At 54.1% G+C, this 26,169-nt stretch carries 22 protein-coding genes; 12 read left to right on the top strand and 10 right to left on the bottom strand.

The features are described 5' to 3' along the window. The first annotated feature begins 105 nt into the window (after positions 1 to 105). The 4 genes from CS910_RS02570 (at position 106) to thpR (ending at position 8,121) form a co-directional block, all read left to right on the top strand. Complete coding sequence (locus CS910_RS02570) at positions 106 to 5,292, top strand: adenosylcobalamin-dependent ribonucleoside-diphosphate reductase (RefSeq protein WP_099209599.1); 5,187 nt, start codon at positions 106 to 108, stop codon at positions 5,290 to 5,292. A gap of 161 nt (positions 5,293 to 5,453) precedes the next feature. After that, positions 5,454 to 5,918: a phosphoribosyltransferase gene (locus CS910_RS02565; RefSeq protein ID WP_099209598.1), complete on the top strand. Its 465-nt coding sequence runs from the start codon at positions 5,454 to 5,456 to the stop codon at positions 5,916 to 5,918. 248 nt (positions 5,919 to 6,166) lie between these two features. Next, on the top strand, positions 6,167 to 7,507 hold the full coding sequence (locus tag CS910_RS02560; RefSeq protein WP_099209597.1) for a hypothetical protein: 1,341 nt from the start codon (positions 6,167 to 6,169) through the stop codon (positions 7,505 to 7,507). A 59-nt stretch (positions 7,508 to 7,566) separates the two neighbouring features. Further along, positions 7,567 to 8,121, top strand: a complete 555-nt coding sequence (thpR, locus tag CS910_RS02555) for an RNA 2',3'-cyclic phosphodiesterase (protein ID WP_099209596.1) — start codon at positions 7,567 to 7,569, stop codon at positions 8,119 to 8,121. Here thpR and CS910_RS02550 read toward each other — a convergent pair. After that, positions 8,085 to 9,404: an ATP-binding protein gene (locus tag CS910_RS02550; RefSeq protein WP_099209595.1), complete on the bottom strand. Its 1,320-nt coding sequence runs from the start codon at positions 9,402 to 9,404 to the stop codon at positions 8,085 to 8,087. The genes thpR and CS910_RS02550 overlap by 37 nt on opposite strands. A 75-nt stretch (positions 9,405 to 9,479) precedes the next feature. Here CS910_RS02550 and cca point away from each other — a divergent pair, with 75 nt between their 5' ends. Continuing rightward, complete coding sequence (cca, locus tag CS910_RS02545) at positions 9,480 to 10,844, top strand: CCA tRNA nucleotidyltransferase (RefSeq protein ID WP_099209594.1); 1,365 nt, start codon at positions 9,480 to 9,482, stop codon at positions 10,842 to 10,844. A 242-nt stretch (positions 10,845 to 11,086) separates the two neighbouring features. Here cca and CS910_RS02540 read toward each other — a convergent pair whose 3' ends face one another. Beyond that, on the bottom strand, positions 11,087 to 12,814 hold the full coding sequence (locus CS910_RS02540; protein WP_099209593.1) for a glycoside hydrolase: 1,728 nt from the start codon (positions 12,812 to 12,814) through the stop codon (positions 11,087 to 11,089). Positions 12,815 to 12,918: 104 nt separating this feature from the next. On the opposite strand from CS910_RS02540, the gene CS910_RS02535 reads away from it, so the two are divergent. The 3 genes from CS910_RS02535 to CS910_RS02525 are packed head-to-tail and all read left to right on the top strand — an operon-like array spanning position 12,919 to position 14,519. Then, positions 12,919 to 13,227, top strand: coding sequence for a hypothetical protein (locus CS910_RS02535; protein ID WP_099209592.1), 309 nt, complete (start codon positions 12,919 to 12,921; stop codon positions 13,225 to 13,227). Positions 13,228 to 13,257: 30 nt separating this feature from the next. Beyond that, positions 13,258 to 14,085: a DMT family transporter gene (locus tag CS910_RS02530; protein WP_099209591.1), complete on the top strand. Its 828-nt coding sequence runs from the start codon at positions 13,258 to 13,260 to the stop codon at positions 14,083 to 14,085. A gap of 50 nt (positions 14,086 to 14,135) precedes the next feature. Next, positions 14,136 to 14,519, top strand: a complete 384-nt coding sequence (locus CS910_RS02525) for a hypothetical protein (protein ID WP_099209590.1) — start codon at positions 14,136 to 14,138, stop codon at positions 14,517 to 14,519. A gap of 35 nt (positions 14,520 to 14,554) precedes the next feature. Here the strand turns inward: CS910_RS02525 and CS910_RS02520 are convergent, their stop codons facing one another. Together CS910_RS02520 and yjjX are read right to left on the bottom strand one after the other, a co-directional pair. Continuing rightward, positions 14,555 to 14,908, bottom strand: a complete 354-nt coding sequence (locus tag CS910_RS02520) for a hypothetical protein (protein ID WP_145955337.1) — start codon at positions 14,906 to 14,908, stop codon at positions 14,555 to 14,557. 157 nt (positions 14,909 to 15,065) lie between these two features. Further along, positions 15,066 to 15,608: an inosine/xanthosine triphosphatase gene (gene yjjX, locus CS910_RS02515; protein ID WP_099209588.1), complete on the bottom strand. Its 543-nt coding sequence runs from the start codon at positions 15,606 to 15,608 to the stop codon at positions 15,066 to 15,068. Positions 15,609 to 15,768: 160 nt separating this feature from the next. Here yjjX and ileS point away from each other — a divergent pair, with 160 nt between their 5' ends. Then, the gene (gene ileS / locus CS910_RS02510) at positions 15,769 to 18,969 is read left to right on the top strand and encodes an isoleucine--tRNA ligase (protein WP_099209587.1); all 3,201 of its coding nucleotides are present in this window, start codon (positions 15,769 to 15,771) and stop codon (positions 18,967 to 18,969) included. Between the two features lie 154 nt (positions 18,970 to 19,123). Beyond that, positions 19,124 to 20,179 (top strand): AAA family ATPase, encoded by a 1,056-nt coding sequence (locus CS910_RS02505; protein WP_099209586.1) that lies wholly within the window; start codon positions 19,124 to 19,126, stop codon positions 20,177 to 20,179. A gap of 51 nt (positions 20,180 to 20,230) precedes the next feature. Here the strand turns inward: CS910_RS02505 and CS910_RS02500 are convergent, their stop codons facing one another. The 4 genes from CS910_RS02500 to CS910_RS02485 form a co-directional block, all read right to left on the bottom strand. After that, a complete protein-coding gene (locus CS910_RS02500; protein ID WP_099209585.1) occupies positions 20,231 to 20,602 on the bottom strand; it encodes a type II toxin-antitoxin system VapC family toxin in 372 nt (123 codons plus the stop codon). Further along, positions 20,572 to 20,802 carry an antitoxin VapB family protein gene (locus tag CS910_RS02495; protein WP_099209584.1) on the bottom strand — a complete coding sequence of 77 codons (231 nt, stop codon included), beginning with the start codon at positions 20,800 to 20,802 and terminating at the stop codon, positions 20,572 to 20,574. The genes CS910_RS02500 and CS910_RS02495 overlap by 31 nt, the downstream gene beginning before the upstream one ends. Before the next feature lie 36 nt (positions 20,803 to 20,838). After that, positions 20,839 to 21,621 (bottom strand): hypothetical protein, encoded by a 783-nt coding sequence (locus CS910_RS02490; protein ID WP_099209583.1) that lies wholly within the window; start codon positions 21,619 to 21,621, stop codon positions 20,839 to 20,841. A gap of 114 nt (positions 21,622 to 21,735) precedes the next feature. Next, positions 21,736 to 22,821, bottom strand: a complete 1,086-nt coding sequence (locus CS910_RS02485) for a radical SAM protein (RefSeq protein ID WP_099209582.1) — start codon at positions 22,819 to 22,821, stop codon at positions 21,736 to 21,738. Between the two features lie 71 nt (positions 22,822 to 22,892). Here CS910_RS02485 and CS910_RS02480 point away from each other — a divergent pair, with 71 nt between their 5' ends. Continuing rightward, positions 22,893 to 23,255 (top strand): ribonuclease P protein component 2, encoded by a 363-nt coding sequence (locus tag CS910_RS02480; protein WP_099212382.1) that lies wholly within the window; start codon positions 22,893 to 22,895, stop codon positions 23,253 to 23,255. On the opposite strand, the gene CS910_RS02475 is transcribed toward CS910_RS02480, so the two are convergent. Together CS910_RS02475 and CS910_RS02470 are read right to left on the bottom strand one after the other, a co-directional pair. After that, on the bottom strand, positions 23,252 to 24,598 hold the full coding sequence (locus CS910_RS02475) for a glycogen synthase (protein ID WP_099209581.1): 1,347 nt from the start codon (positions 24,596 to 24,598) through the stop codon (positions 23,252 to 23,254). The genes CS910_RS02480 and CS910_RS02475 overlap by 4 nt on opposite strands. Before the next feature lie 5 nt (positions 24,599 to 24,603). Beyond that, the gene (locus CS910_RS02470) at positions 24,604 to 25,629 is read right to left on the bottom strand and encodes a TrmB family transcriptional regulator (protein ID WP_099209580.1); all 1,026 of its coding nucleotides are present in this window, start codon (positions 25,627 to 25,629) and stop codon (positions 24,604 to 24,606) included. Positions 25,630 to 25,762: 133 nt separating this feature from the next. Between CS910_RS02470 and CS910_RS02465 the strand changes: the two genes are divergently transcribed. After that, positions 25,763 to 26,161, top strand: a complete 399-nt coding sequence (locus tag CS910_RS02465) for a UPF0146 family protein (protein ID WP_099209579.1) — start codon at positions 25,763 to 25,765, stop codon at positions 26,159 to 26,161. Positions 26,162 to 26,169: the final 8 nt, after the last annotated feature.

The raw sequence follows: 26,169 nt of genomic DNA, 5'->3' as shown, positions 1-26,169 counted from the left end.
AGTCGAAGCAGGGCAAGGTATATTAGGGAACCCGGCGAGAGTGGCGGTGCTGATGATTTTACCAATGGTCAGATTTATACACAGCTGTGTGTCAGGGGTGTTTATATGGCCGTTGAAAAAGTGATGAAAAGAGACGGTAGAATCGTACCTTTTGATAGGGAGCGTATAAGGTGGGCCATCCGGAGGGCAATGCTCGAAGTTGGAATCCACGACGAAAAGCTGCTCAATAGGGTTGTCAGAAGGGTCGTCAGGCGCGTCAACGAGCTCTACGACGGCCAGATTCCCAACATCGAGAACATACAGGACATCGTTGAGCTCGAGCTCATGAGAGCGGGCCTCTTCGACGTCGCCAAGGCATACATCCTCTACCGCAAGAAGAAGGCCGAAATCAGGGAGGAGAAGAAGAAAATCCTCAACAAGGACAGGCTCGATGAAATCGACAAGCGCTTCTCCCTCAACGCCCTCCGCGTTTTGGCGAGCAGATACCTCATAAGGAACGAGAAGGGGGAGATTGTTGAGAGCCCCAGGGAGCTCTTTGAAAGGGTCGCCACCCTCGCGGTCATCCCCGATTTACTCTACGACGAGCGCGTTTACGACAAGGAAGGAAAGCACGAGCAGGATTTAAGCCGGGTCAAGTACTACCTTGAGCACTTCGAGGAGTTCGACGGGAAGTACTCAATCGGACGCTTCAAGCTCAACAGGTACCACTTCGAGAGGCTCGTGAACCTCTACCGCGAGCTGGCAGAGAAGGGGAAGATGAAGGTCTCGATAGACGAGTTCCTAAGCATGCTCGAGAACGGGGCCTTCGACGACTACGAGGCTGAAATAGAGGAGTACTTCAGGCTCATGGCCGGCCAAGTCTTCATGCCCAACACCCCGGCCCTCATCAACTCAGGTAGGCCGTTGGGAATGCTCTCGGCATGCTTCGTTGTCCCGATAGAGGACGATATGGAGAGCATAATGAAGGCCGCGCACGACGTGGCCATGATACAAAAGGCAGGGGGCGGCACCGGAGTTAATTTCTCAAAGCTCCGTCCTGAAGGTGATTTCGTCGGTTCTACGGCTGGAGCGGCGTGTTTCACGGGAGACACGAGGATTCTCACCGACAGGGGCTTCATCCCAATAGAGGAAATAGTGCACGGAGAGAAACCAAAAATCATCACCCACGCAGGACTTAGGAGCATTATAGAGGCCTATGACAACGGAGAAATGGAGGTATTTAGGGTCGTTACAGAGGATGGCTACGAGCTCAAGGTTACGGACGACCACAAGTTCCTCGTCTTTGATGAAAACGGTAATCCCCTCCTTAAGCCCCTAAGGGAACTGAACGTCGGCGATTACATCTACATCCTTGCCCCAGAGTGGGAAGGTGGAGAATACATCAAGCTGAAGACGGACGTTGAGCTGAAGAGTAAAGGTTACGAAGTGAAATTACCATCAATACTCGATGAGAAACTCGCATATCTCCTCGGCATAATCTACGCGGATGGTCACGTGAGACACTATTTCGAGAACGGGAGAAGGAAGAACTCAAAGATAGAAATCTACCTGAACCAGAGTGAAACGGGGATAAAGGAGAAGGTCAGAAGGTACTTTAAAGAGCTCTTTGGCATCGAACCAAAGGAGTTCCTGAGGGAAGAGAGCCACAAGATAACACTCGTCATTCCCTCAACGAAGATAGTGAAGTTCCTTGAGGAGAACAACCTCTCGAAGGACAAATCTGAAAACATACGCGTTCCGGAGGCCATCTTCAGGAGCCCGCCGTCGGTCATGGCCGCGTTCTTGGCAGGGTTCTTTGATGGGGACGGCACGCTCGACCAGCACTACAGAATAGCCTTCAAGTCCGTTTCAAAGGAGTTCATAAAGGACGCCCAGCTCCTCTTCATGGCCCTTGGAATCGTCACAAGCATACAGGAGTACAGCCCAAACGCTCCCGGCCACAGAACCGTCTACACACTCAGAGTTCAGACGAGGGACATGAAGCTCAAGGCATTTGAAACCCTAAAAGAGTCAGTCAAACTGTCAGAAATAGCCAATGAAGCGATTAATAACCTCGAAGAGAACGGGAAGAACAAGAAGTATTCCTTCCCGTTCAACGTGATATACCGCATAAAGAACCCGGAGACGAGGGCAAAGATACAGAGGGACTACAAGCTCTTAGCTTACAACTCGAAGGTAACACACAGGGCCTTTATAAGGAAGGTGCTTGAGCTTAAAGATGAACTCGGTCTTGATGAAGAGGAAGTCAAGTACTTTGAAATGCTTTCAAAACTGTATCCAACGAGGATAACTAAGATAGAGCCCCTTGGAAAGCGCCATGTCTATGACCTCCAGGTTGAGGAAGTTCATCTCCTCACGGGGAACGGAGTTTACACCTCCAACAGCGGGCCCGTTTCCTTCATGCACCTCATCGATGCGGTCAGCGACGTCATCAAGCAGGGAGGCGTAAGGCGCGGAGCGAACATGGGAATCCTGGAGGTCTGGCACCCGGACATAGAGAAGTTCATTCACGCGAAGGAGAGAAACACCGGAACCAACGTGCTCAGCAACTTCAACATCAGCGTCGGCATATGGGAGGACTTCTGGGAGGCCCTGAAGGAGGGCAAGCGCTACCCGCTCGTGAACCCCAGGACCGGTGAAAAGGTCAAGGAGGTCGACCCCAAGAGCCTCTTCGAGGAGTTGGCCTTCATGGCCTGGAGCAAGGCCGACCCCGGCGTTATATTCTTCGACGTCATCAACAGGAGGAACGTTTTGGCGGAAGCGAAGGGAGGGCCGATAAGGGCTACTAACCCGTGTGTGGTCGGGGAGACGAGGATTCTTACCCCAGAAGGGTACATTAAAGCGGAAGAACTCTTCACGCTCGCGAAAAAGCGCGGAAAGAAAGAGGCCGTTGCAGTAGAGGGCATAACCGATGGAGGAGAGCCTTACGCCTACGCTGTTGAGGTCCTCCTTCCGGGAGAAGAAAAGGTGGAGTACAAAACGGTTCACGGAGCTGAGCTGGCGATTGCTGACCCGATAGCAGTTCCCGCCTACGTCTGGAAGGTCGGCAGGAAAACCGTCGCAAGGGTGAAGACAAAAGAAGGATACGAAATAACCGCAACACTTGACCACAAGCTCATGACTCCAGAGGGCTGGAAGGAAGTTAAGGACATCGCTCCGGGTGACAAAATACTCCTCCCGCGCTTTGAAGTCGAAGATGACTTCGGAAGCGAGAGCATAGGGGAAGACCTTGCCTTCGTTCTCGGCTGGTTCATTGGAGACGGATACCTCAACACTAAAGACAGAAGGGCATGGTTCTACTTCAATGCCGAAAAGGAAGAGGAAACAGCCTGGAAAGTCAGAGAGATACTCGTCAAACACTTCGGAATCAAAGCCGAGCCCCACCGCTACGGCAACCAGATTAAGCTCGGCGTCAGGGGAAAAGCCTACGAGTGGATTGAGGGTATCGTCAAAACCAACGACAAGCGCGTTCCAGAAATCGTCTTCAGGCTAAAGCCGAGGGAGATAGCGGCTTTCCTCCGTGGCCTCTTCAGTGCAGATGGCTACGTTGATAACGACAAGGCGATAAGGTTAACATCCAAGGACCGCGAGCTACTCAGGGAAGTTCAGGACCTCCTGTTGCTCTTCGGAATACTGTCCAAGCTCTACGAAAGGCCGTACCCGAGCGAGTTCAAATACACCACCAAAGACGGCGAGGAGAGAACTTACAAGGGCGAAGGTTACCACGAGCTCGTCATAGCCAACTACAGCAGGAAGCTCTTCGCGGAGAAGATTGGCTTCGAGGGCTATAAGACGGAGAAGCTCAGCCTCAAGAAGACCAAGAGGGACGAGCCTATCGTTACCGTTGAGAGCGTTGAAGTGCTTGGTGAAGAGCTCGTTTACGACTTCACCGTTCCAGAGAAGCACAGCTACATAAGCAACGGCTTCCTGAGCCACAACTGCGGTGAAGAGCCCCTCTACGAATACGAATCGTGCAACCTCGCGAGCATCAACCTCGCCAAATTTGTAAAGTATGACGATGAGGGGAAGCCGTACTTCGACTGGGACGAGTACGCCTATGTCATTCAAAAGGTCGCCAAGTACCTCGACAACGCCATCGACGTCAACCGCTTCCCGCTTCCTGAAATCAACCACAACACGAAGCTGACCCGGAGAATAGGCGTCGGAATGATGGGACTGGCAGATGCCCTCTTCAAGCTCGGCATTCCGTACAACAGCGAGGAAGGCTTCGCATTCATGAGGAAGGCAACGGAATACCTCACCTTCTACGCCTACAAGTACAGCGTTGAGGCCGCCAAAAAGCGCGGAACGTTCCCGCTCTACGAGAAGAGCAGATACAAGGACGGTGAGCTACCGGTCGAGGGCTTCTACCATCGCGAGATATGGACGCTCCCGTGGGACGAGCTTGTTGAGGAAATCAAGCGCCATGGAGTTAGAAACGGCATGGTGACCACCTGTCCACCCACTGGCTCGGTTTCGATGATAGCCGACACCTCCAGCGGAATCGAGCCAATCTTTGCCCTCGTTTACAAGAAGAGCGTCACCGTTGGCGAGTTCTACTACGTCGACCCGGTCTTCGAGTCCGAGCTCAAGAAGCGCGGTCTCTGGAGCGAGCAGCTACTGAAGAAGATAAGCGACAACTACGGTTCAGTGCAGGGCCTTGAGGAGATTCCCGAGGACATGCAGCGCGTTTTTGTCACCTCGATGGACGTCCACTGGCTCGACCACATCCTGGCTCAGGCCAACATACAGCTCTGGCTCACCGACAGCGCGAGCAAGACGATAAACATGCCAAACGACGTGACTGTGGAGGACGTTAAAGCGGCATACCTGCTGGCCTACAAGCTCGGCTGTAAGGGAATAACCGTCTACCGCGACGGTTCGCTCTCGGTACAGGTCTACAGCGTCGAGGGAGAGAAGAGGAAGCGTGTCCCGGCCAAGCCGAGTAGCTACGCCGTCGAGAAGCTGAAGGCTGTCGTCGAGGCCGAGCCCTGGCTGGCCAAGTTCATCAACGTCGAGGCCATACTCAACGGCACCAACGGGAAGGAGAAGAAGGAAGCGCCGGCGCTCAGCTTTTCCCTGAGCACAGCAAAGACCATCACGCCAAAGACGCCAGAGCACCCGCACCACGCGGAGAAACCGGAGATTCCTGAGGAGAAGATTAAGGAGCTCCTTGGAGTGGCTTACTGCCCGGTCTGCTACGAGAAAGACGGAGAGCTGGTAGAGCTCAGGATGGAGAGCGGTTGCGCCACCTGCCCGCGCTGCGGCTGGAGCAAGTGTGTCATCAGCTGAGGGTTTCTTCCGTTTTCTTTGCCCCCTTAATTTCGTTCCTCCAGACATCTTTTAACATTCTCCTGCCAAAATAGGTTTTTTAAGGCCTTTCTTTTAACTTCCACCACTCACCCAAAGCTTAAGTTCGGCGTTGAGAACTCACGCTATTCGGAGGTGTTCCCATGGACAAGGTTTACCTGACCTGGTGGCAAATTGATAGGGCCGTCTTCGCGCTCGCCGAAGAACTGAGAAAGCACTTCATGCCCGACGTGATAGTTGGAATCGCGAGGGGCGGGCTTATCCCAGCTGTGAGGCTGAGCCACGTTTTGGGTGATGTGGAGTTCAAGGTCATAGACGTCAAGTTCTACAAGGGCATCGACGAGAGGATGGAGAAGCCAGTGATAACGATTCCCCTTCACGGCTCGCTGGAGGGCAAGAAGGTCGTCATCGTGGATGACGTCAGCGACACCGGAAAGACACTTGAGGTCGTCATCGAGGAGGTCAAGAAGGCAGGGGCGAAGGAGGTTAAGGTCGCCTGTCTCAGCATGAAGCCCTGGACCAAGGTCGTTCCCGACTTCTACGTCTTCCGCACGGACAAGTGGATAGTATTCCCCTGGGAGGAGTTCCCGGTTGTGGTGAGGGAGTGAGTTTTTCTGCCTCTGCACTTTCTTTGCATCTCCGTGCAGCTCTTTTTACTCGAGCTTCTTTTGGAGAATTCTGTAAGGAAAATCCGTGTTAGAATAGATTCATACTCAAAAAAGAAAGGAAGAAACGTTACTAATAACAAGAGGAAAAACTTATAAGGGATAAATCATCCAAATAGTAATACAAAAACTGTAAGGGGGTGAACCACTTACGGTGGAGGCCACTATTAGCAGCCCTGTTGGGACTGCTGATGACCAGCGTTCTGGGGTATATTTACGCAACACCCATAGGCGGTGCCAAAGTGGTTCTTCTCGATAGAGATGGAAACGCATTAACAGGACAAGGGAAAGTCTACTACACCATCTGGACGTTTGACGAGAAAGGGAGCATTAAAGTCCTCGAAAGGGGCTCCCTCGAAAGGAGACTCCTCTTCTCAGAAAACACCATAAGGATATCCTCAAACACCCTCAACGAGGCCAGAGTAATTGCAGGGAAAACAGGCTCAAAAACCGCCTTCATCGGCGTGGACGTCTGGGTCGTGAAGAACGGTGCGGTTTATACGTTACCACCGGACAGCTTTGAAGTAACCCCCCGGCAGAACACTCTCCCGAAAACTGTAAAACTAAACTTCGACCTCAGGGAAGCTAAAAGAACCCCACTCGCAGAAATTGAGAGAAAGGCCGGCGTACAACCCGAAGGCTACATAAATCCCCCGTGGTTTGAATGGAGAACGGTAAGAGAGCAGAGGTTTCAAAACGTCAAAATACCTGTTCTGATAATCCACAACAACGCGCAGAGCGACATCTTCGGCACGGCAGACATTGGGATAACAGTCCAGAAGTACTGGGGTCCGGACGTGACAGTTGCAATGGGGGATAGGATATCAGAAAAAGTTGAGTTCGACCCGAGTTCAATAACCGTCAAAGTCCTTGGAAGGTCCATAACCAACTACTTCGCGGGAGGAGACGATATAACGGTTCCAAAAGGGTATTCCTGGGGCTACGTATGGATTAAGGGGACGGTGCACTACATATACCAGAAGGAATACATGTGTGAGAGAGACTCACACGGACAAGTACTGTGTTCGCCAACGGGAAACGAAAGATACTTCGCAAAAATAGACAGCTTCACCATAGACAGGGTAAGCGGAAACGTCGAACACATAGAGAGCGGCTCAACACTCGGAGAACCACCATACAGTTTCCCCAATAGTTGGATGGAGAAGTCAAGGGGAATATCAGTTGGAATAAACGACCCCGTATCTCTCTCGGAGTTCTACGGCAAAATTTACGCAGGAAGCGACGGTCACAGCTTTGGCGTTGGAATCCCCATAGGAGCAATTCTGGACGCTCTCGCCCGGGGTAGTCTCCCCCCATGGTTCGCGACAATAACCGTCGGGTTCAGCGTCAGCGACTACTCAAGCTACGTTATGCTCGGCCACGTCAAAAACAACGGACCATCAAGTGACGTGATATTCTACGCCATGGAAAGCAACTACACGGTGGAAATCCCGGTACACCACTGGTACGGCACAGGTTATGAAAGAGTGAACGTCCCAGTTGGTCTCTATGTCGAAGCCGACCGCCGTTGAGCTTGTAACGAACACGAAAACCCCTTTAACCCCTCCCTCCAACTTTTCTCGGTGGTGGTATGAGGGCGTTCATAGCGATAGATGTGAGCGAAGAGGTTCGCGACAACCTCCTGAAGGCCCAGGAGAGGATAGGGAACAAGTCGGCGAAGATAAAGTTCGTCGAGCGGGAGAACTTCCACGTGACGCTCAAGTTCCTTGGGGAGATTGACGAGATAACGGCGGAGGAAGTCAAGAAGGCCCTGGCGGAGATAGCGAGGAAGCACAAAAAGCACCGCGTTCGCGTCAAGGGAATCGGCGTCTTCCCGAACCCAAACTACGTGAGGGTTATCTGGGCCGGAATCGAAAACGACGAGGGGATAAAGGCGATAGCGAACGACGTCGAGCGCGAGATGAGAAGGCTCGGCTTCAAGAAGGACAAGGACTTCGTGGCCCACATAACAATCGGGCGCGTCAAGTTCGTCCGCGATAAGGTTGAACTGGCGATGGCGCTCAAAGACCTCGCCAACGAGGACTTCGGCGAGTTCAATGTCGAGGCGATAGAGCTGAAGAAGAGCACGCCGACGCCGAAGGGCCCGATTTACGAGACCGTTGCGAGGTTCGAGCTCGCTGAATGAAGCTGGAAGAGGAACAGCGGGACGGGAATTATCGCAAGGTTCCGGGATTCCACAAAGTCAAGGTCGGCCTTTGAAAGCAGGATTTTGTTCTTTATGCCAACCCTTGGAAAGTCTGATGAAGAGACGCTTTTCCTCCATTTTACCTCAACCCCAAGGTTTCCGGCTATGAAATCAACCTCCTTCGAGCCGTAGAAGTAGTAAGTGGGAAAGAGCCTGCTTAGATGTTCACCCACGACACCCTCAACGACCCTTGGCTCGTCCACGGCCACGCCGAAGAGCCGAGAAAAAGTCCTGAGTACCAAGGGGTCCAAGAAGTAAAACTTCCGCTCCCTTCTGAACAGGGGCGTCATGTCGTGGAGCCTCACCTGGAAGTAGTTCCTGCCGATGAAGAGCTCCTCAAAGAGCTCCAAATAATCCCTGACAGTCACGTGGGAACCGATTTCAAGCTCCTTGGCGAGGGAGTTGAGGCTCACCCTGTCACCGTAGCGCCTGAGCAGACCGAGGATGAGCGAGAGAGCAATTCTCTCACTCCTTCCCAGCTTCACAACGTCGAGAACCGTTGCATTGTAGACCATCTCATAGGTTTCGGGCGAGATTTCACCATCTAAGAGCTCATAGATTGCACGGGGATAGCCACCGGAACTCAGGTAGAGGTCAAACGCTCCGTAGAGGTCATCGAGGTAAGGATACAGCTCGAGGGCGTTTTCGTAGAACTCTTTTGGAGTCGTGGGATTCCCGTGAAGGAGTTGGATTCCACTTAGTTTGGGTCGATAAATGGACGCAACGAGCCTAAAATCTACAGGGAGGAACTCCTCAACTTTGATTTCTCGGCCCGGAAAGCTCTCCCTCTTAAGACCGGCCGACGTCGAGCCCGTAACCTGAAGGACCATCCTCGAGGCCAGAGGTGAATCTAGGAGAAACTTAACCGCCCGCTCCCAGCCATCAACGAACGTAACCTCGTCGAGAAAAACGTAGGCCTTCCCGGAAGTCCTCCTCAGAAACGAGCGAACAATGGAGACGATTTCTCTGTAGTCCCTCAGGAGGTCGCAGGAGAAGTACATGATGTTTCTCGGATTAACACCGGATTCAATGAGATGGGCTATTGAAAGCTTCATGTAAGTTGTCTTGCCAACCTGCCTAGGCCCTATCAGGATTTTATTCACGGGCTTAAATCGATACAGAAGCCGAGGTTTCCTTGAGAGCGCCCGTTTAACCCTATCGTCAAGGTAAATCGCGTCCGCGTCACTCCACCAGGGGTTCTGAACGACGGCAAGCCCCTCCATGCTCGCACCTACTTGATAGCTAGCTAACAAAAGATATATAAATATTTTGATAGTTTTAAATCAATAGGTGAGGGAATGCAGGTTGACGAGGTTCTAGAAAAAGTGCTCTCCAAGATAAGGCCTAGCGAGGAGGAGAGAACCTTCGTTAAGACCCTCATGGAGGAGCTGAGAACTATAACTGAGGAAAAGATAAACGAACTCGACCTCGATGTCAGGCCGTACTTCGTCGGCTCGCTCGCGAAGGACACATACTTAGCCGGAGACCACGACGTTGACCTGTTCTTAGCCTTCCCCCTCGAAACCCCCCTTGAGGAGCTGAGGAAAAAAGGTCTGGAACTCGGAAAAGCCATAGCGGAGAAGCTCGACTCCTACGAGATAGCCTACGCGGAGCACCCATACGTCCGGGCGAGATACAGGGGGGTAAGCGTTGACCTCGTGCCCTGCTACGACGTCAGAAATTGGAGGGACGTTAGAACCGCCGTTGACCGCTCGATACTCCACACGCGCTGGGTGAACGAGCACCTCAGGGGGCGGAACGATGAGGTAAGGCTCCTCAAGCGCTTCCTGAAGGGCATCAACGCCTACGGGAGCGAGATTTACGTAAGGGGCTTTTCCGGCTATTTGGCCGAAATCCTCGTCATCAAGTACGGTTCTTTCCTCGATGTCGTCGAGAAAGCGGACTTCATACTGAGGCAGAAGGTAATAGACCCGGCGGACTGGCTGAGGGAAGAGCCGGAAACCGCGCTTAAGACAGTGAAGAGGGAAACCGAGGAGGACAGACCGCTGGTAGTGATAGACCCCGTCGATCCGAGGCGGAACGTTTCGGCCAACTTAAGCTGGGAGAAGTACGGGCGCTTCTACTTCAAGACGATGGAGTTCCTAGAGAACCCCTCGGTCAAGTTCTTCTTCCCACCGGAGAAGTCTAAGGGAAACTACCTCGACGAGCTGAGGAAGAGGGGAACCGCCCTTGTAACGCTCCTAATCAATGCCCCGGATATGGTGGACGACATTCTCCTGCCCCAGCTGGAGAGGAGCGCGAGGGGCTTTGAGAAGGCCCTTGAGAGGGAAGGCTTCCGCGTCCTCGGCTGGGACGTCGGGAGAAAGAGCAAGGCCTTCATAATGCTCGAACTTGATAGAGACACGCGCGAGAAAGTCAAGATTAAGGCCGGCCCGGAGTTCTTCACCGAGCGGGGACGGAACTTCTACCGGAAGAACGGGAAGGTCTGGGTTATTGGAAAGAGGCTCTACTCCGAAAAGGCTGTCCGGGAGAGCGTTGTGGAGGTCATAATCGAACTCCTCGACAAAAACCAGGTGTCGCTCGGAAAAGGGATAAGAGACGCGGTGAGGGAGGCGGATATTTTACTAAATTACGTTCCCAAGGAGCTTGAGCGTGAGGCTTATCTCTTCCTGAGCAAGGAGAAGTGGAATCTCAAGGAGTAAAAGGAGCTCTCGACCTTGAACCTTCTCCCGTATACCCTCAAGCGCCCGCTTGAGCTCCATGCACCTTCTGCAGTCAATGCCCTTGAGTAGGCATTCGAGTAGATGAGACTCCCCAAACTCGACCTTTTCTTCGGATTTCATTGGAACCACCAGTTACGAAGTTAGGGAAGACAAAATATAAACCTACCGTTCTGGTTGGTTATAATGGCCAAGACCGCGTTTCAAGGGATAAAATTAGGAAACTACCCCCGGTGTTCGCAGTACTCCGAGTTCTCCCAAAGGCCGTGCCTTTCGCCGGGGATGTGGCCGGTGTCCGCGGTTGCCCACTCGAGGTTGTAGCCTTCAATGAGGCTTCTCAGGTCGCCCCAGAGGTCACGTTTTCCTACGTAGAGCGCGGCTCTCGTCACGACGTTGTAGCCGCTCGTTGGAACCTCGGGCTTCAAAGCCTCGCGCCAGGCCTCTTCACCCGTCTCCCAGCCCTCGATTGACGGCATCGCGGAAAGGTTCCATACGTGGTAGAGGTCCTCAAAGCGGAGCATCTTGAGATACGCCCCGATAAAGAGCGACTGAAGCTCGCTTCCCTCGAAATACTTCATCAGCTCAATCAGAGCCTTCGCCATGACCGAGACGTTGGAGAAGGCAACGCGGGTGTCGAGGTTCTCCCAGAAGCGCGGGCAGGAGTGGTTGGCGAGGAGCATGAGGTAGTATGCTCTGCCGAGCGGTAGGGCGTCCATATCGCCGTCGGCAGGCTCGAGGACGTAGTTGAGAGACGTGCTCAGGCCGAAGTAGTCGTAGTAATCCCTGAAGAAGACCCGCGCATACCTGACCAGGAACTCCTCGGGGTCGGCGTTAAGCTCTTTCAGACCCTTTAAAACGCCGAGCCTCACCGTCCTGTTGAGCTCGCCGAAAAGGCGCGTGAAGGCTACCTTCCAGAGCTGGGAGATTTTTCTTCCGTTTATTTCCCTCGCGAAGACCCTTCCATCGGCCCTTCGGTAACCGAGCCAGCGCGAGTCGCTCGTCTTGCCGTCAAGGCTCAGGTCGAGGTAGTCGCTCCAGCTGGAGAACTCTTTGACGGGCATCTCGAAGGAGCACTCGCCCTTGAGGCGCTTGAATTCGCCGGAGAGCTTCTTCCAGACGAAGGAAGGCGCCGAAATCCGTTCAACTCCGTTTCTCTCAAGGCCCTCCATCCAGGCAACGAAGCGCTCGAGCTGTGCAGGATTTCCGAGCAGGCTCTCGAGGTCGCTCGCGGTGAAGACCAGGTAGGGAACGCCTAGGTTCTCCTTGTAGTCGTCCCTCCGAGAGAGTGTCTCGCTCACCAGCCCTTGGACATCAAGGATGTTGAAGGCGAAGGCGTCGCTCAGGCCCCACTCACGACCGAAGACGAAGGAGTTGGAGTAGCGGTTGCACGAATACTTCGCCTGCGGGAAGTCGTAGAGTAGCTGTCTTTCATCGAGCAGGAAGACGAGCTTCCTATCAGTGAGGGATTCAATGAGCTGAACGGTCCTTCTCGTTATCACGGCTTCCGGAAGCCAGTAGCCGATGACGCTTTTGTCGCCAATCAGAGGGGCGTAGAAGTCAAAGGAAACCCTTGCAAGGATTCTCTGCTCAAACTCGTCGAGGTGGGGCATTATCGGGTGGAAGGGAACCGTCGGAACGGCGTCAAGGTTCTTAAGAAGCTCAACGGCATCTTCAAAGACATTCCTCCTGTACTTAAGGAGCATGAGGAACGTGAAGGGCTCGATATCGACGCTGACTCCCCTGAGCCTTGAGAGAACATCGGAAATCCGCTCATAGGAGTAGAGCATCGCCCGTGTCCAGTTCTCGCCCCTAACGTCCTCATCGCCGATTCTAATCGCGACCGGGCTTTTCCGCTCCTCGTACTCTATCGGCCCGGAGCCGTCGCCGTCCTCAACGTAAACTATGTCGCCCGGCTGGTAGGCGTGAAAGTGGTGGGCGTACTTCATGAACATGGTCTCACCGATAGTGATACGTCCTCAACCCTTATCGCCTTTTCCTACCCATATCTGCCCGATAGGTTAATAAAGCTGTCCAGCAAAGCACATGTGGTGGGAGAATGAAAAGGCTCTTGAGGGAACTCCTTGGGGAGGAGCTGGCCAACTACCTCGAACTGCTGAGGGCGAAGCTGGCCTTCGCGGAGGAGCTTTACGGAATAAAGATGAACTACGTCCCGCTCATCACCGAAGGAGACGTCGTAATCCTCGACAAGAGGGACGGGCTGATAAAGTGGCTGAAAACGAAGAAACCGCTTGAAGAGGAGGAGCTCAGAGAGCTGGCCGGTAAAATCCGCGAGAACCTCGAAAGCGGTTACGTGGAGATGCTCCTTTCAATGAACATGTCCTGCATCAATGGACCCGGGGAGTAGCTTTTTAAATTCCGGTAGCAACTCGGCTCGATGAAGAGGGCCGAACTCATACTTCTCACGATAACCGCCATGTGGGGCCTCACCTTTCCGGCGATGAAGGTCAGTCTGGACTACCTTCCGCCGATTCTCTTCTTGGCTTATCGCTTCGGTATCGCGTCGCTTCTAATGCTAATCCTCTTCCGCTCGAAGGTTCTCAGGAAGGAAACTCTGCGCGAGGGCTTCCTCCTCGGGCTTACACTATTCTTTGGCCACGGCTTCCAGATTGTCGGCCTCAAGTACACCACCGCGTCGAACTCGGCCTTCATAACGTCTCTCTACGTCGTGTTCACACCCTTCATAGCCTACTTCCTCCTCGGGGAAAGGGTAAAAGCGAGAGACGTTCTGTCGCTCGCCATCGCCCTTACCGGGCTGTACCTCATCTCAGGGGCAAGCTCGAGCATCGGCTACGGCGACCTCCTAACGGCCCTCTGCGCGGTTAGCTTTGCATTTCAGATAGTCCTCGTCCAGCGCTTCGGCGAGAAGGACTACCTCAGCCTGGCCTTCTGGCAGATTTTCTGGAACTTCGTCTTTTCCTTAATCTTCGCTCTGGCGTTCGAGCCCAAGGTTTTTCCGAGGGAGCTGCTCCCCTGGCTCGGACTGCTCTATACGGCCGTCTTCGGAACGGTTGTGGCTTTCACCCTTCAGGTCAAGTACCAGAAGCACACGACAGCATACAAGGCGGCTCTCATCTATTCGATGGAACCAATCTTCGGTTCTCTGTCGGCCTTCGTCCTCCTCGGCGAGAGGTTCACGAGGAGGGCCCTGGCGGGCGCGTTCCTCATAATGGCAGGCGTTTGGAACGAGATAAGGAAAAACTAACGAAAGGTTAATAAAAACTTCCACCTATTCTTAAAGCGGAGGTGATGGTCATGGTGCACGAGTACATAAAGGACCGCACCAAGGAGTTATCAAAGGAGGAGAAGGAGAAGCGCTACAAGTACCTTGGAAAGGAGGTCATAGACGTTGGAGACCCGGGACTCGACAGCATCCCCGAGTTCTACGGCATAGCGAACGCCATATGGCGCGACTGGAAGAACGGGGAGATAAGCACGAGGACGGCCCTTGGAAGGCTCGCGCTCCTCAAACTGCTCACCTACAAGAGCAAGAACAAGAAGATTCAGGACATCCCAGAGGAGGAGCTTGAGGAGGTCAGAAAGTTCATAGACTACGTGATACAGGTCATCAAGAACGAGAGCAGGAGAAAGGGCGAGCCCGAGGAGGAGAGGCAGGTCGAGGAGAAAGCTTCATCGTAAGGCTTCTCTTACAAACTTCCATTTTTAATAGGTTATCAAATGCCCCCCAGCCCCTTCAGCTTTGCCTCGATGCGCTTGAACTTCCTAAAACTCTTCTCGCCAATCTCCATCAACGTCTCAAGACTCTGCTCTACTGGTTCAGAGTTTCTCAGTTCTTCTTCCATTTCTATCTCCCACTTTTCAAGCTCTTCATCAGTAACGGTAGTGGCCAGCCTTTCAACTTCCTTCATCAGTCGTTTCATCTCAAAAAACCACACTATGTCCTCAGGCTTCTCATGAATTTTCCTCGCGAGCTGGACAATCCATTCACTGACCGAACGCCTGGCCTCTTCGTCGGTCTTAAGCATTAACTCAATCGCCCTCACATCAGACGCCATAACTCTCCCCATTCTTTTTATCCGCGACGGATTATAAAACCCTACCGTTGGCAATGTTTGCACGTGAGTTCCGCAAAAGCTTAAAATTCTCACCGGCCTAACCTTAACCGCCCTCCCCTCTCACGCCTCCGGGAGGGGTGACCGGGGGACGGTCGGGGAGGGCACAGCCTCATTTTCTCCCGAAGAACAGCTCCTGATTCAGTCTCGGTATCATCGCCATCAGGACTGCAATCTCGTTGAGCTCGGTTCTCGTGAGCAATCCTTTGCTGAGAACGCCTATCGCGCCGACCTTCCTCTTGAGTTCTGGGTCTCTGACGAGCTCGCCCATCGCCACGCCTGCCTCAACTCCCTCTTTAATGATTCTCTTGATTACAACAGGCGGATACTCAAAGCCAGGGCTGTGGCCTATCGTTATCCTCCCGTCGGGACTAACAACTGCGCAGACCTGAACGTCGAGGTAGCCCGTCAGCGTCCCGGGGAAGGGGTAGATTCCGGCCTCAATTCCGACGCCAAGGTCAGCGTTGGTCTTCTCCAAAGCCCTCTTCGCCCTGTTTATAGCACCCCTCGCTATCTCCTCGATTCCAATCGGCTGGTCTGAAACCCCGCTGTCAACTTCAACGCCGACCACATCAACGTCGCCGTAAATCCTCTGCATCACGTTCTCAACGGCCTTAACCTTCGTCGGATTGGTAGAGCCGACCGCGATTCTCATGCCACCACCGAAACGGCTTGGCAGAAAACCTTATAAGCTAACTTCCCAACTCTGCCCCGATACCCATGAGGGGGGAGTGTTTTATCCTTCGCTCCGCCCGTTTCGAGGCTTGAGCCCTCTTCTGGGTTAGCCTTAACTATCACTTCTGGAGGGTTCTGGGATGATTAAGGAGCCGGAGTTTAGGGAATACAACCCAGGCAAGCTGGAGGAGAAGATAGAGGCCTTTTGGAAGGAGAACGACACCTACGAGAAGGTCAAGGCCAGCAGGGCGAACGGCCCGAAGTACTACTTCCTCGACGGACCGCCGTACGTGAGCGGTGCAATACACCTTGGAACGGCCTGGAACAAGATAATCAAGGACATGATAATCCGCTTCAGGACGATGCAGGGCTACAACGTTCGCAGACAGCCGGGCTTCGACATGCACGGCCTGCCGATAGAGGTCAAGGTCGAGCAGGCCCTTGGACTCAAAACCAAGAAGGACATCGAGACCGAGATAGGCGTTGACAACTTCATCAAGAAGTGTAAGGAGTTCGCCCTTAACAACCTCAAGGTCATGACCGAGCAGTTCAAGATGCTCGGAATCTGGATGGACTGGGACAACCCCTACATGACGATAAAGAACGAGTACATCGAATCGGGCTGGTTTACCCTCAAGAAAGCCTGGGAGAAGGGGCTTTTGGAAAAGGACAAGAGGGTTTTGCACTGGTGCCCGCGCTGTGAAACCGCTCTGGCCGAGCACGAGGTTCGCGGTGAGTACAAGGTCAGGAAGGACCCGAGCATCTACGTCAAGTTCCCGGTTGAAGGAAAGGAGAAAGAGTATCTTCTCATCTGGACTACCACACCCTGGACGCTTCCGGCCAACTTAGCCGTTACCGTTCACCCCGAGTACGACTACGCGAGGGTTAGGGTCGAGACCGAGAACGGCGAGGAGTACTGGATAATCGCGAAGGCCCTCGTCGAGCGCGTTCTGAGCGAGGTTGGGGTCAAGGGTGAGGTGGTCGAGGAGTTCAAGGGCGAGGAGCTTGAGGGGATTCGCTATACCCACGTCCTTCTCGACGAGTATCCGAGGCAGAGGGAGTTCCGCGAGAAGTACGAGTGGGCGCACCGCGTAATCCTCGGCGAGCATGTAACCCTTGAGGACGGTACCGGACTGGTTCACACCGCGCCGGGCCACGGTGAGGAGGACTTCGAGGTCGGGCAGAAGTACGGTCTGCCTGTCTACAGCCCGGTCGACGACCAGGGTCGCTACACCGAGGGCAGGTGGAAGGGCGTCTACGTCAAGGACGCCGACCCGGAGATAATCGAGCACCTCAAGGAGAAGGGCTACCTCGTGAAGGCCGGAACGATAGAACACAAGTACCCGCACTGCTGGCGCTGTAAGACCCCGCTGATTTTCAGGGCGACCGACCAGTGGTTCCTCAAGGTGAGTAAAGTCAAGGACAAGATAATCAAGGAGAACGACGAGAAGGTCACCTGGTATCCGGACTGGGTGAAGGTCAGATACGACAACGGCGTTCTCAATTCTGGCGACTGGGTCATAAGCAGGCAGAGGTACTGGGGAATACCGCTTCCGATATGGCAGAGCGAGGACGGCGAGATATACGTCGTTGGAAGCTTTGAGGAGCTTGTCAAGCTCGCCGTTGCGATAGAGGTTAACGGCGAGCGCGTTGAACTCCCGGAGGACTACAACGAAAAGCTCAGGGTCATAGAGGAGAAGCTTGGCCCAGAAGACTTGCACAGGCCCTACGTCGATGCCTTCATCATAAGGGTCAACGGCAAGGAGATGAAGCGCGTCAGGGACGTCGTTGACGTCTGGTTCGACAGTGGTATAGCGAGCTGGGCTTCGCTCGACTATCCAAGGAACAAGGAGCTCTTTGAGAAGCTCTGGCCGGCCGACTTCATAGTCGAGGGCGAAGACCAGGTCACCAAGTGGTTCTACTCCCAGCAGGCCGCTTCGGTGATAGCCTTCGACACCGTCCCGTATAGAGCGGTCGCCATGCACGGCTACGTTCTAGATGAAAAGGGCGACAAGATGAGCAAGAGCCTCGGCAACATCATAAGGCCCGAGGAGGTCGTCCAGAGGGAGGGAAGGGACCCGTTCAGGTTCTACATGCTCTGGGCAACCAACCCCTGGGAGAACCTCCGCTTCAGCTGGAAGGGACTGGCTCAGGTCAAGAGAATGCTCAATATACTCTGGAACGTTTACGTGCTCAGCGCCACCTACATGAGCCTCGACAACTTCGACCCGACCAAGCTCAAGCCCGAGGAGCTTCCGTTCCGCGAGGAGGACAGGTGGATACTCAGCAGGGTCAACGGGCTCATAAAGGACGTCGAAGAGGGTATAGAGACCTTCAGGCTGACGAAAGCGACGAGAGCGATATACAACTTCGTCGTCGAGGACCTGAGCAGGTGGTACGTTCGCCTAATCAGGAAGCGCATGTGGGTTGAAGGCGACGACCCGGACAAGCTGGCCTCTTACTACACCGTCTGGAAGGTCTTCGACGTCCTGCTGAGGCTGATGGCTCCGTTCACGCCCTACATAGCCGAGGAGATATACCAGAACATGCTCAGGCCGTTCCTCGGCGTGGAAAGCGTCCACATGCTCGACTGGCCGAAGCCCGACGAAAACGCGATAGACGAGGAGCTCGAGCGCGAGATGGAAGCGGTAAGGAAGATAGTCGAAGCGGGCTCAAGCGCCAGGCAAAGGGCCAAGATAAAGCTCCGCTACCCGGTCAGGAGGATAATCGTCGAGACCGAGGACGAGACAGTAAAGAAGGCCGTTGAGAGGCTCAACAGAATCCTGCGCGACCAACTCAACGCCAAAGAAGTGGTCGTCGGAAAGGTCGAGCGCGAGCTCGTCATCAAGCCGAACTTCGCGAAAGTTGGTCCGGAGTTCAAGGGCGACGCCAAACTCGTGATAGCGTGGATAAACGAGCACGGAAAGGAGCTCTACGAGAAGGGCGAGATGGACGTTGAACTCGAAGGAAAGACATTCCACCTCACGAGGGAACACCTGACAGTCGAGGAGAAACTGCCTGACTTCTTCGTTAGCGAGGAGTTCGAGGGTGGAAGGGTCTTCGTGGACAAGACCCTCACCAGGGAGCTCCTCGCCGAAGGCCTCGCCAGGGAGTTCGTCAGAAGGATACAGGAGATGCGCAAGCGCCTTGATTTGGACGTGAACGACAGAATCGCCGTCACCATAGAGACCACCGACGAGAACCGCGAACTGCTCGAGGAGAACCTCGACTACATAAAGAAGGAAACCAGGGCGACTGAGGTGGTCTTCGGCGAGGCGAAGGGCTACGTCGTCGAGTGGCCCGAGGTTCAGGCGAAGATAGGGATTGAGAAGGTGGGGTGATTTTTACTTTCTTATTCTCTTTCGTTCTAACCAAAAACAATCCCCCACGCAATTTTTGTTTCTTTCAAAGGCAGGCGTCCTAATATTCCCAGGCAAATAACCCTTTCGAAACCCTTATAACTTATGCCCCAGTAAGTTACTTACGGTGGCGTAAGTGCTGTTCGACCTCAGGCCAAAGGAGAGGAGAGAGGAGATTTTTGACAGGGAGAAAGAGTTCGAGGAGCTTGAGAAAAGCGTCGAGAGGTATCCTCTAACCCTTCTGCTCGGAATAAGGCGCGTGGGCAAGAGCTCGATACTAAGGGCTTACCTCAACGAGAATCCCGGGATTCTGATAGACTGCAGGGAGCTCTACGCCGAGAGCGGGCACATAACGAAGGAAGATCTCATAAGGGAAATTCAGTCGAAAAGGGGACCCCTCCGGAGAACCCTTGCCCGGTTCAGGGTAAAGCTGAACCTTCGGTTTCTTGAGATAGAACCAGAGAACGCCTCGCTGAGGGAGGTCTTCAGGGAGCTGAACGAAGTCGGCGAGAAAACGGGGAGGTTCATAATAGCCTTTGACGAGGCCCAGTACCTGCGCTTCTACGGCTCACGGGGCGGGAAGGAGCTCTTAGCTTTGTTTGCCCACGCCTACGACAGTCTGCCGAACCTCAGGATTATCCTGACCGGCTCGGAAGTCGGCCTGCTCCACGACTTTCTTGGCATAGACGACTACGAGAGCCCGCTTTACGGAAGGGTTGGAGGCGAAATCTACGTCAGGCCCTTCGACGGAAAAACCTCAAAGGAGTTCCTGAGAACAGGCTTTAGAGAAGCTGGCCTTGATGTGTCTGAGGAGACCATAGACCGCGCCGTATCAATCCTTGACGGAATCCCTGGCTGGCTCGTCCTCTTCGGCGTGAAATACCTTGAAACGAAAGACTTCGAAAAGGCAATGGAGGCGACGCTTAACGTTGCAAAGGGCCTGCTGTTCGGTGAGCTGGGGGAGCTTGAAAGGAGGAGCAGGAGGTACAAGGAGATTTTACGGGCGGTAGCCCTCGGCTACAACAGGTGGAGCCTGATAAGGGACTACCTCGCCGTGAAGGGTATGAAGACTCCAGAACCGAGGCTGTACGAACTTCTCAAGAACCTGAAGAAAATGGGGTGGATTGAGGAGGAGAACGGGGAGTACCGACTGGCCGACCCCGTGGTTAAGCTAATCCTGAGAGGACCGTAGAGCCCGAGTACACTGGTTGGGCTTTTGCTTTTTCTTTTCCATTCAGCCGCATCACTTTTCCAAAATTTTCACCTTCAATCCGTACTCCTCGAAGCGTTTGAAGTCCTCATCGCAGGTGTAGAGCGTCGCATTGTGGGCTATGGCAGTGGAAGCTATGAGAAGGTCCTTTGTTGGAGGTCTCAGACCCTTGGACATCAGGTCTCTGAATATCTCGCCCGCAATCTCCGCACTTGCCCTATCAAAGTTCAGCACAGGCATCTTTTCAAGGGCCAGCCTCTGTCGGGGTTTGAGCTTTCCGCAGAGGAGCTCAAAGAGCACTATCGAAGGGAGAGCATACTCGGCATCTTCTGGGAGTTGCATTGAAACCCTCCGATTGCCCTTGAACAGTTCAATTACCACGCTGGTGTCCAAGAGTTCAACCATTCCTCAACCTCCTTCATTTCCTTCTCAAATTCCTTGGCCTCCTCTTCCGTCATCGTCCCGAAGGCAATCATCAGCACGTCGAGATTGCCCTTCTTTTTCTTGCCTATGAGCTCTCTCAAAAGCTCGGAAAAGCTCTTGTTCCCCTTCATCTTGACGAGCTCGTAGTAAACGTCATCCGCTATCGTTATCGTCTTGCCCAACGGCACCACCTATAAGTGCATGCATGCACGAAATATTTAAAGTTTGTCCGCCACAATCCTCCACGCGACCCACAGCTGAAGGAACACGATGACCGTCAGCGCCAGCGCCGTCAGCTTTCTGCTCTTCCTCGACCCGTAGAGGCTAACAATGCCAAAGAGAAAGTTCAGCCCAGAAAGTTCAAGGAGCAGGCTTACCAACTCCGTTTTCCGTCCAAAGGCCATCATCTTCCCGATTAAATCATCACCCGCCGGATAGTTTGAATGGAGTGCTATGAGCCTGACCGCGACGAGGATTGCCGTGAGGACAAGGTTCTGTCTTATCAGCTCAATCAGGAAGTCCCTGCTGGGTTCCCTCCCGGTAAAGAGCCTGTAAAGGGAGTGGGGAAAGATAATAACCCAAATGACCATCGAGACGAAAAGAACGAAGAAGGCGAAGATTTCAGCAAACATCGCGACTCCGCTTAAAAGTCCCATTATCGGGTCTCCAGTCGCCAGAAGAACCCACGCAAAGAGTCCCCAGAAGATAATGGCGTCGCCGATGATATTAAACACCTCTTTTGGAAAGTAGAGCCTGCCGTGGGTTTTCTCGATTATCTCGGGCAATCTTCTGATGTCTTCCCGCGAGTAGCCGTAGCGTTCGAGGGTCTTACCAACGAAGTGAAGCGCCACGAGGAGAAACGGAATGAGAAGGAGGAAAACCGCGAAGATGTTCACGGCGTTTAGATGTTCCCTCATTGGGGGGATGAGAAGCCAGAGGACGAGCCAAAATACGACGATGAACGCCCATGGGAGGAGGTAGTCCCTAACAAAGACCCGCATGGCCGTTAATATTCCCGGGGGTAAATAACCTTTTCGAAGCCCTTACAACTTACGCCCCCGTAAGTTACTTACGCCCCCATAAGTAACAACTCAAAAGAGGAACTCAGGAGAAATTCAGGGTAAAGGAATCCTCTCGACCTCAATCCGGTCGAAGGTCGGGTACTCCTCGACGATGAAGAACCTCACGTCGCCTTCGATGGCCTCGGCCAGCTCTAAAGCCACCTCCTCGGGCATCTCAATTCTGCCCTTTTCCTTGTTCACGTGGAGCCATTCCTCCGGAACCTCGGCCTCGCTGACGAGGAACTCGTAAAGCTCGTCCAGGTCGTCGTATTCGGCAATCCCAAAGCGGAGCGTTCCGTCTTCGGTGATTTCCATGTATGGCTTAGCCACGCTCCTCGCCATTCTCCTCAACCGGTTCCTGAGCTGGACGGCGTCCTTGAGCTTCGCGGTGCAGAGGTGGTAGCTCAGCGAGGTGTTTTCCTCACCCCACTCGAGGAGTTTAAGCCCGAGTTCAAGCGAACCCTTTATGGCCGAGCTCTCGTCGCTTATCGGCCGGTACCCCCTGTCGAGAAGGTTTCTGAGGTTGGTCTCGCTGAACTCCAGCTCGTTCACGTTGAGGAACTTCGCACCGAGGCTGTCGAGGAATTCGGCGTACCACTTCATCCTCTCGAACTGGCCCGGGACGGAGGGAATCTCCCCGCCGATGTCCCAGTCGAAGTCGAAGGCGTTCTTTATGTTCTCTATTTCCACCTTGAAGAGCTTCGAGTTGGGATTGAAGAGGTCGGGGTGGAAGCGTATCTCGTCAAGGCCTGCATCGTAGAGCTTTTCGAGGTTCTTCTTGGTCGCTAAAGCGCCGGTGGTGTAGAGGTGGACGTGAAAGTCCTCACCAAAGGCCTCCTTGAGGGCGCGTATGTATTGAACCGTTCTGTCGAGCCTCGCGAGGGGGTCCCCGCCGGTGACGCCCGCGCCCTTTGCCTCCTGAATCATCACCTCCTCGATGACGTCATCAACGCTCTTAACGGGTCTCTCGTTGGCGTAAACAACATCTTCCCTCCTCCAAGGGCTCAGCGGGCAGTAGAAGCAGTCCCTCGGACACTTCCCTGTGGTGAAGAGGACGAGCTTCTCACCCCTAACGCAGAGCCCACAGCCCTTCGGAAGTTCCCTCACGGCGTATGAGAAGTAAGGGGTCTCCCATACCATGCCAACACCTCGCCAACCCTAACCCGGGGGCAGGCCTTAAAAACGTTGGCGGGCAAAGTTGTCCGATGCCTATGAGGGAGAAGCCAAAGTATCTGCCCCCTACACTCCGCGAGAAGCACCGCTACATAGCCTTCCAGCTGATTGGGGAGAGGCCCTTCCGGAAGGACGAGGTCAAGAGGGCGATATGGGAGGCAAGCCTCTCAACGCTCGGAGTCCTCGGCTCGGCTAAAGCAAAGCCCTGGTTCATACGCTTCGATGAGAAGAGCCAGACCGGAATCGTCAGGGTTGACAGAAAGCACGTCGAGGAGCTCAGGTTTGCCCTAACCCTTGTGACGGAGATAAACGGCTCGAAGGCAATCTTCAGGACGCTCGGAGTTTCAGGGACGATAAAAAGGCTGAAGAGGAAGTTTTTAGCCAAATTCGGCTGGCGTTAGAGCAGGAAGGGCATCGCCTTGTCCACTGCTCCTGTGTAAACGAGCAGGTAGCGCCTGCAGGCCTTCTCCCAGGCGAAGTCCTTTCTCGCGCGCTTCTTGGCGTTCTCACGGAGCCTTGCGAGGGTTCCTTCGTTGAGCTCTTTAGCCGAAACCATGGCCCTCGCGAGGGCGAATGCATCTCTCGGCGGGACGAGTATTCCGGTGGCGTTCTCAGGGTCTATGTTGAGGTCTATTATCGTGTCCTTGAGTCCACCGACGGCGCTCGCTATTGGAATCGCCCCGAGGCACATCGCCTCAAGCTGAACCAATCCAAAGGGCTCAAAGTAAGACGGAATCACCACGAAGTCCACCGAGCCGTACAGCTCGCGGACGGTTTCCCTCGGCAGGACGTCGGTGATTACCTTGACGTTCTCAGGGAAGCGGTTCTCAACGGCTTTGGCCCAGGCCTCTAATCCCGGGTCGCCCTTGCCGACGATAATGAAGCGCATCTCCTTAAAAGACGGGTCCCCGGAGAGTATCTCTATCGCCCTTAGGAGCGTGTCAACGCCCTTCTGGGCCCTGTCGAAGCGACCGATGAACATGAAGGCCTTTCCGTCACTCAAACCAAAGCGTTGGAGGATTAGCCGTCTCCGCCCCTCCCTCGGCCTATCGGCGTTCTCAAGGAGCTCCTCGCTCCAGAAGGAGCAGTCTATGCCGTTGAAGACGTGCGTCACCTTGCCGTCAAAGTTCCTGAAGAAGTCCCATTCCTCGAGGAGGTAGCTTTTGCTAACGGTCGTTACCGCGTCGGCTATGTAGCAGGCGGTGTGCTCGGGGTCTATCTCGGGGTAAGGCGCGAGCTCACCAAGGTTGGCCTCGTGGAAGTAGCCCGCTGGAATCCTGGCCTTGTTGAGCCTGTGGACCGTGAAAACGGCTTTGGGAGAGAAGTACTTCTTCAAAAGTCCGAGGGCGAAGACGGTGTGCCAGTCGTGGGCGTGAACGACATCGGGCTTAAAGGTCCCGATAAGGTGGTTGAGCAGACCGGCCGAAGCTTTGCCGAAGAGGACGGCCTTCCTGAGGAGGGTCTCCCAGTCGGGGTAAACGTCGGTGTCGAGGAGGTCTCCGGAGAGCGTGTAAACCGTGACCCCGTTCTGCTCCCTCTTTCTGGCGGTTACCTCGACGGTCCTGCCCTCAAAGGAGAGCCTGAAAGTGAGAAACGGCTCACCGAGGTTCCGCCCATGGTCGGGGGTGAAGACGATTACCTCGTTGCCGAGCTCGACAAGACCTTCAGCTATGCTCGTAACGGCCTCCGCCAAACCACCGACCTTAACCGGCAGGTATTCGAAAGAGAGTATGAGGACGCGCATAGGCATCACTCAAGGAGTATGAACTTCTCGCCCTCGACGTCCTCGACGTAACTGCTTATTCCGCCGACCTTCCAGCGGTTGCCACCGGCCTCGATTGTGACGTTGGCCACGAGCGGGGTGTACTCGTAGTCAACAATCTTCCCGTGGAGCTCCACCGGCTCCCTCGTATCGACGAGCTTTCCAACGATTTCGGCCTCCCTCGGAAGGCCAACGTGTTTGAGTATCGTGATAAGGGTCCTGACGTTCACGAGGGTCAGGGGCTTTGAGAGGGCCTCGTAGTTGATGGGTTTGACCACCTCGCTGTTGTCGAAGTAAATCGTGTAGAACCAGTGCATGTACTGGAAGACCGCCCTGGGGCTCTTGGCCCAGAAGGAGTAGAACTTCTCCCGCCTCTTGTCCTTGGGAATCGCGCCGAAGAATATCGAGTAGTCCGCGTCGCCGATTATCCAGCTCGCCATGAGCCAGGGGGCACCGCCGGTTCTCGCGAGGAGTATGTTGTCCGCCTTGAGCCAGTCGGGGATTTCATCGGGCAGGTTTGTGATTATCACGAAGATTACGTCCTTCCTGGCCTTTATGTCCCGTCTGAGAAGCTCGAGGAACTCGTAGGGCGTGTTGATTAGAACCTCGTAGCGGGCGGTCCTTATTATGTGCTGAACCCTCTCAAGGGTGTTGTCGAAGCCGAGAATCGTCCATATCTCGGGCAACTCCTGCCCGTGGGTCTGCTTGTAGAGCTCGACGAACGCCTCCTTGAGCTTCTCAATGTCCTCAATGAACTCCTCCTTTATGCGCTCGAGGACGACCTCGGGGTTAACCGGGCGGTAGAGCCTCGGAGTCCCGTGCATAACGTCAACGAAGCCCTTCCTGTGGAGCGAGCTGAGGACGTCGTAGACCCTCGTGTGCGGAATTCCGCTCTCCTTGGTTATGTCGGTGGCCTTGCTCGGGCCGAGCTTGAGAAGGGTTATGTACGCTAAGCTCTCGTACTTCGTGAGTCCGAGCTTCTGGAGCTTCTCAATGATTTCCTCCTCCCTCATTTTACTTCCCCCTGTCTTTCACTAACGATAGTTTATTCATCTTTAGTGGTATATGGTCACGGTAGGTGTATAAAACTTTTGGCTTCAAACCTTTTTTAAGGGGCGTTTAAGAGGTGGAAACGGGGTCAAAATCATGCTCGAAACCCTCGCCGATTTCATAGCCGAGAACTTCCCCAGGGGAAAGGCTGTTGAGCTCGGCATAGGCTTCCAGACGAAAGTGGCTTTAAGGCTGACCGAGCTCGGCTACGACGTTCTGGCGATAGACTGGAACGAGAGAGCCGTTGAGAACGCGAAGAAAGCTGGCATAAAAGCGGTCCGCGACGACCTCTTCAGGCCGAGGGTCAGCCTTTACAGGGACGCGGTGGTTCTCTACTCAGTAAGGCCGACGCCCGAGATAATGAAGCCCATCGTCGAGCTGAGCAAAAAAACCGGCGTTCCCCTCGTGATTCTGCCCCTGAGCGGTGACTCCGTGCCCAAACAGATGAGGCTCGTGAACTATAAAGGACTGGCGATATACGTTTATAAGCCGTGAGCGAACTA

The organism is Thermococcus henrietii, assembly GCF_900198835.1.
GTDB classification, from domain to species: Archaea; Methanobacteriota_B; Thermococci; order Thermococcales; family Thermococcaceae; genus Thermococcus; species Thermococcus henrietii.
This window is presented reverse-complemented; position numbering and strand designations above follow the sequence as displayed.

What these genes read in the sequence shown, in the direction of transcription:
- CS910_RS02570 (WP_099209599.1), top strand. Translation starts at nt 106, where the DNA reads ATGGCCGTTGAAAAAGTGATGAAAAGAGACGGTAGAATCGTACCTTTT.
- CS910_RS02565 (WP_099209598.1), top strand. Translation starts at nt 5,454, where the DNA reads ATGGACAAGGTTTACCTGACCTGGTGGCAAATTGATAGGGCCGTCTTC.
- CS910_RS02560 (WP_099209597.1), top strand. Translation starts at nt 6,167, where the DNA reads ATGACCAGCGTTCTGGGGTATATTTACGCAACACCCATAGGCGGTGCC.
- thpR (WP_099209596.1), top strand. Translation starts at nt 7,567, where the DNA reads ATGAGGGCGTTCATAGCGATAGATGTGAGCGAAGAGGTTCGCGACAAC.
- CS910_RS02550 (WP_099209595.1), bottom strand. Translation starts at nt 9,404, where the DNA reads ATGGAGGGGCTTGCCGTCGTTCAGAACCCCTGGTGGAGTGACGCGGAC.
- cca (WP_099209594.1), top strand. Translation starts at nt 9,480, where the DNA reads ATGCAGGTTGACGAGGTTCTAGAAAAAGTGCTCTCCAAGATAAGGCCT.
- CS910_RS02540 (WP_099209593.1), bottom strand. Translation starts at nt 12,814, where the DNA reads ATGTTCATGAAGTACGCCCACCACTTTCACGCCTACCAGCCGGGCGAC.
- CS910_RS02535 (WP_099209592.1), top strand. Translation starts at nt 12,919, where the DNA reads ATGAAAAGGCTCTTGAGGGAACTCCTTGGGGAGGAGCTGGCCAACTAC.
- CS910_RS02530 (WP_099209591.1), top strand. Translation starts at nt 13,258, where the DNA reads ATGAAGAGGGCCGAACTCATACTTCTCACGATAACCGCCATGTGGGGC.
- CS910_RS02525 (WP_099209590.1), top strand. Translation starts at nt 14,136, where the DNA reads ATGGTGCACGAGTACATAAAGGACCGCACCAAGGAGTTATCAAAGGAG.
- CS910_RS02520 (WP_145955337.1), bottom strand. Translation starts at nt 14,908, where the DNA reads ATGGGGAGAGTTATGGCGTCTGATGTGAGGGCGATTGAGTTAATGCTT.
- yjjX (WP_099209588.1), bottom strand. Translation starts at nt 15,608, where the DNA reads ATGAGAATCGCGGTCGGCTCTACCAATCCGACGAAGGTTAAGGCCGTT.
- ileS (WP_099209587.1), top strand. Translation starts at nt 15,769, where the DNA reads ATGATTAAGGAGCCGGAGTTTAGGGAATACAACCCAGGCAAGCTGGAG.
- CS910_RS02500 (WP_099209585.1), bottom strand. Translation starts at nt 20,602, where the DNA reads ATGGTTGAACTCTTGGACACCAGCGTGGTAATTGAACTGTTCAAGGGC.
- CS910_RS02490 (WP_099209583.1), bottom strand. Translation starts at nt 21,621, where the DNA reads ATGCGGGTCTTTGTTAGGGACTACCTCCTCCCATGGGCGTTCATCGTC.
- CS910_RS02485 (WP_099209582.1), bottom strand. Translation starts at nt 22,821, where the DNA reads ATGGTATGGGAGACCCCTTACTTCTCATACGCCGTGAGGGAACTTCCG.
- CS910_RS02480 (WP_099212382.1), top strand. Translation starts at nt 22,893, where the DNA reads ATGAGGGAGAAGCCAAAGTATCTGCCCCCTACACTCCGCGAGAAGCAC.
- CS910_RS02475 (WP_099209581.1), bottom strand. Translation starts at nt 24,598, where the DNA reads ATGCGCGTCCTCATACTCTCTTTCGAATACCTGCCGGTTAAGGTCGGT.
- CS910_RS02470 (WP_099209580.1), bottom strand. Translation starts at nt 25,629, where the DNA reads ATGAGGGAGGAGGAAATCATTGAGAAGCTCCAGAAGCTCGGACTCACG.
- CS910_RS02465 (WP_099209579.1), top strand. Translation starts at nt 25,763, where the DNA reads ATGCTCGAAACCCTCGCCGATTTCATAGCCGAGAACTTCCCCAGGGGA.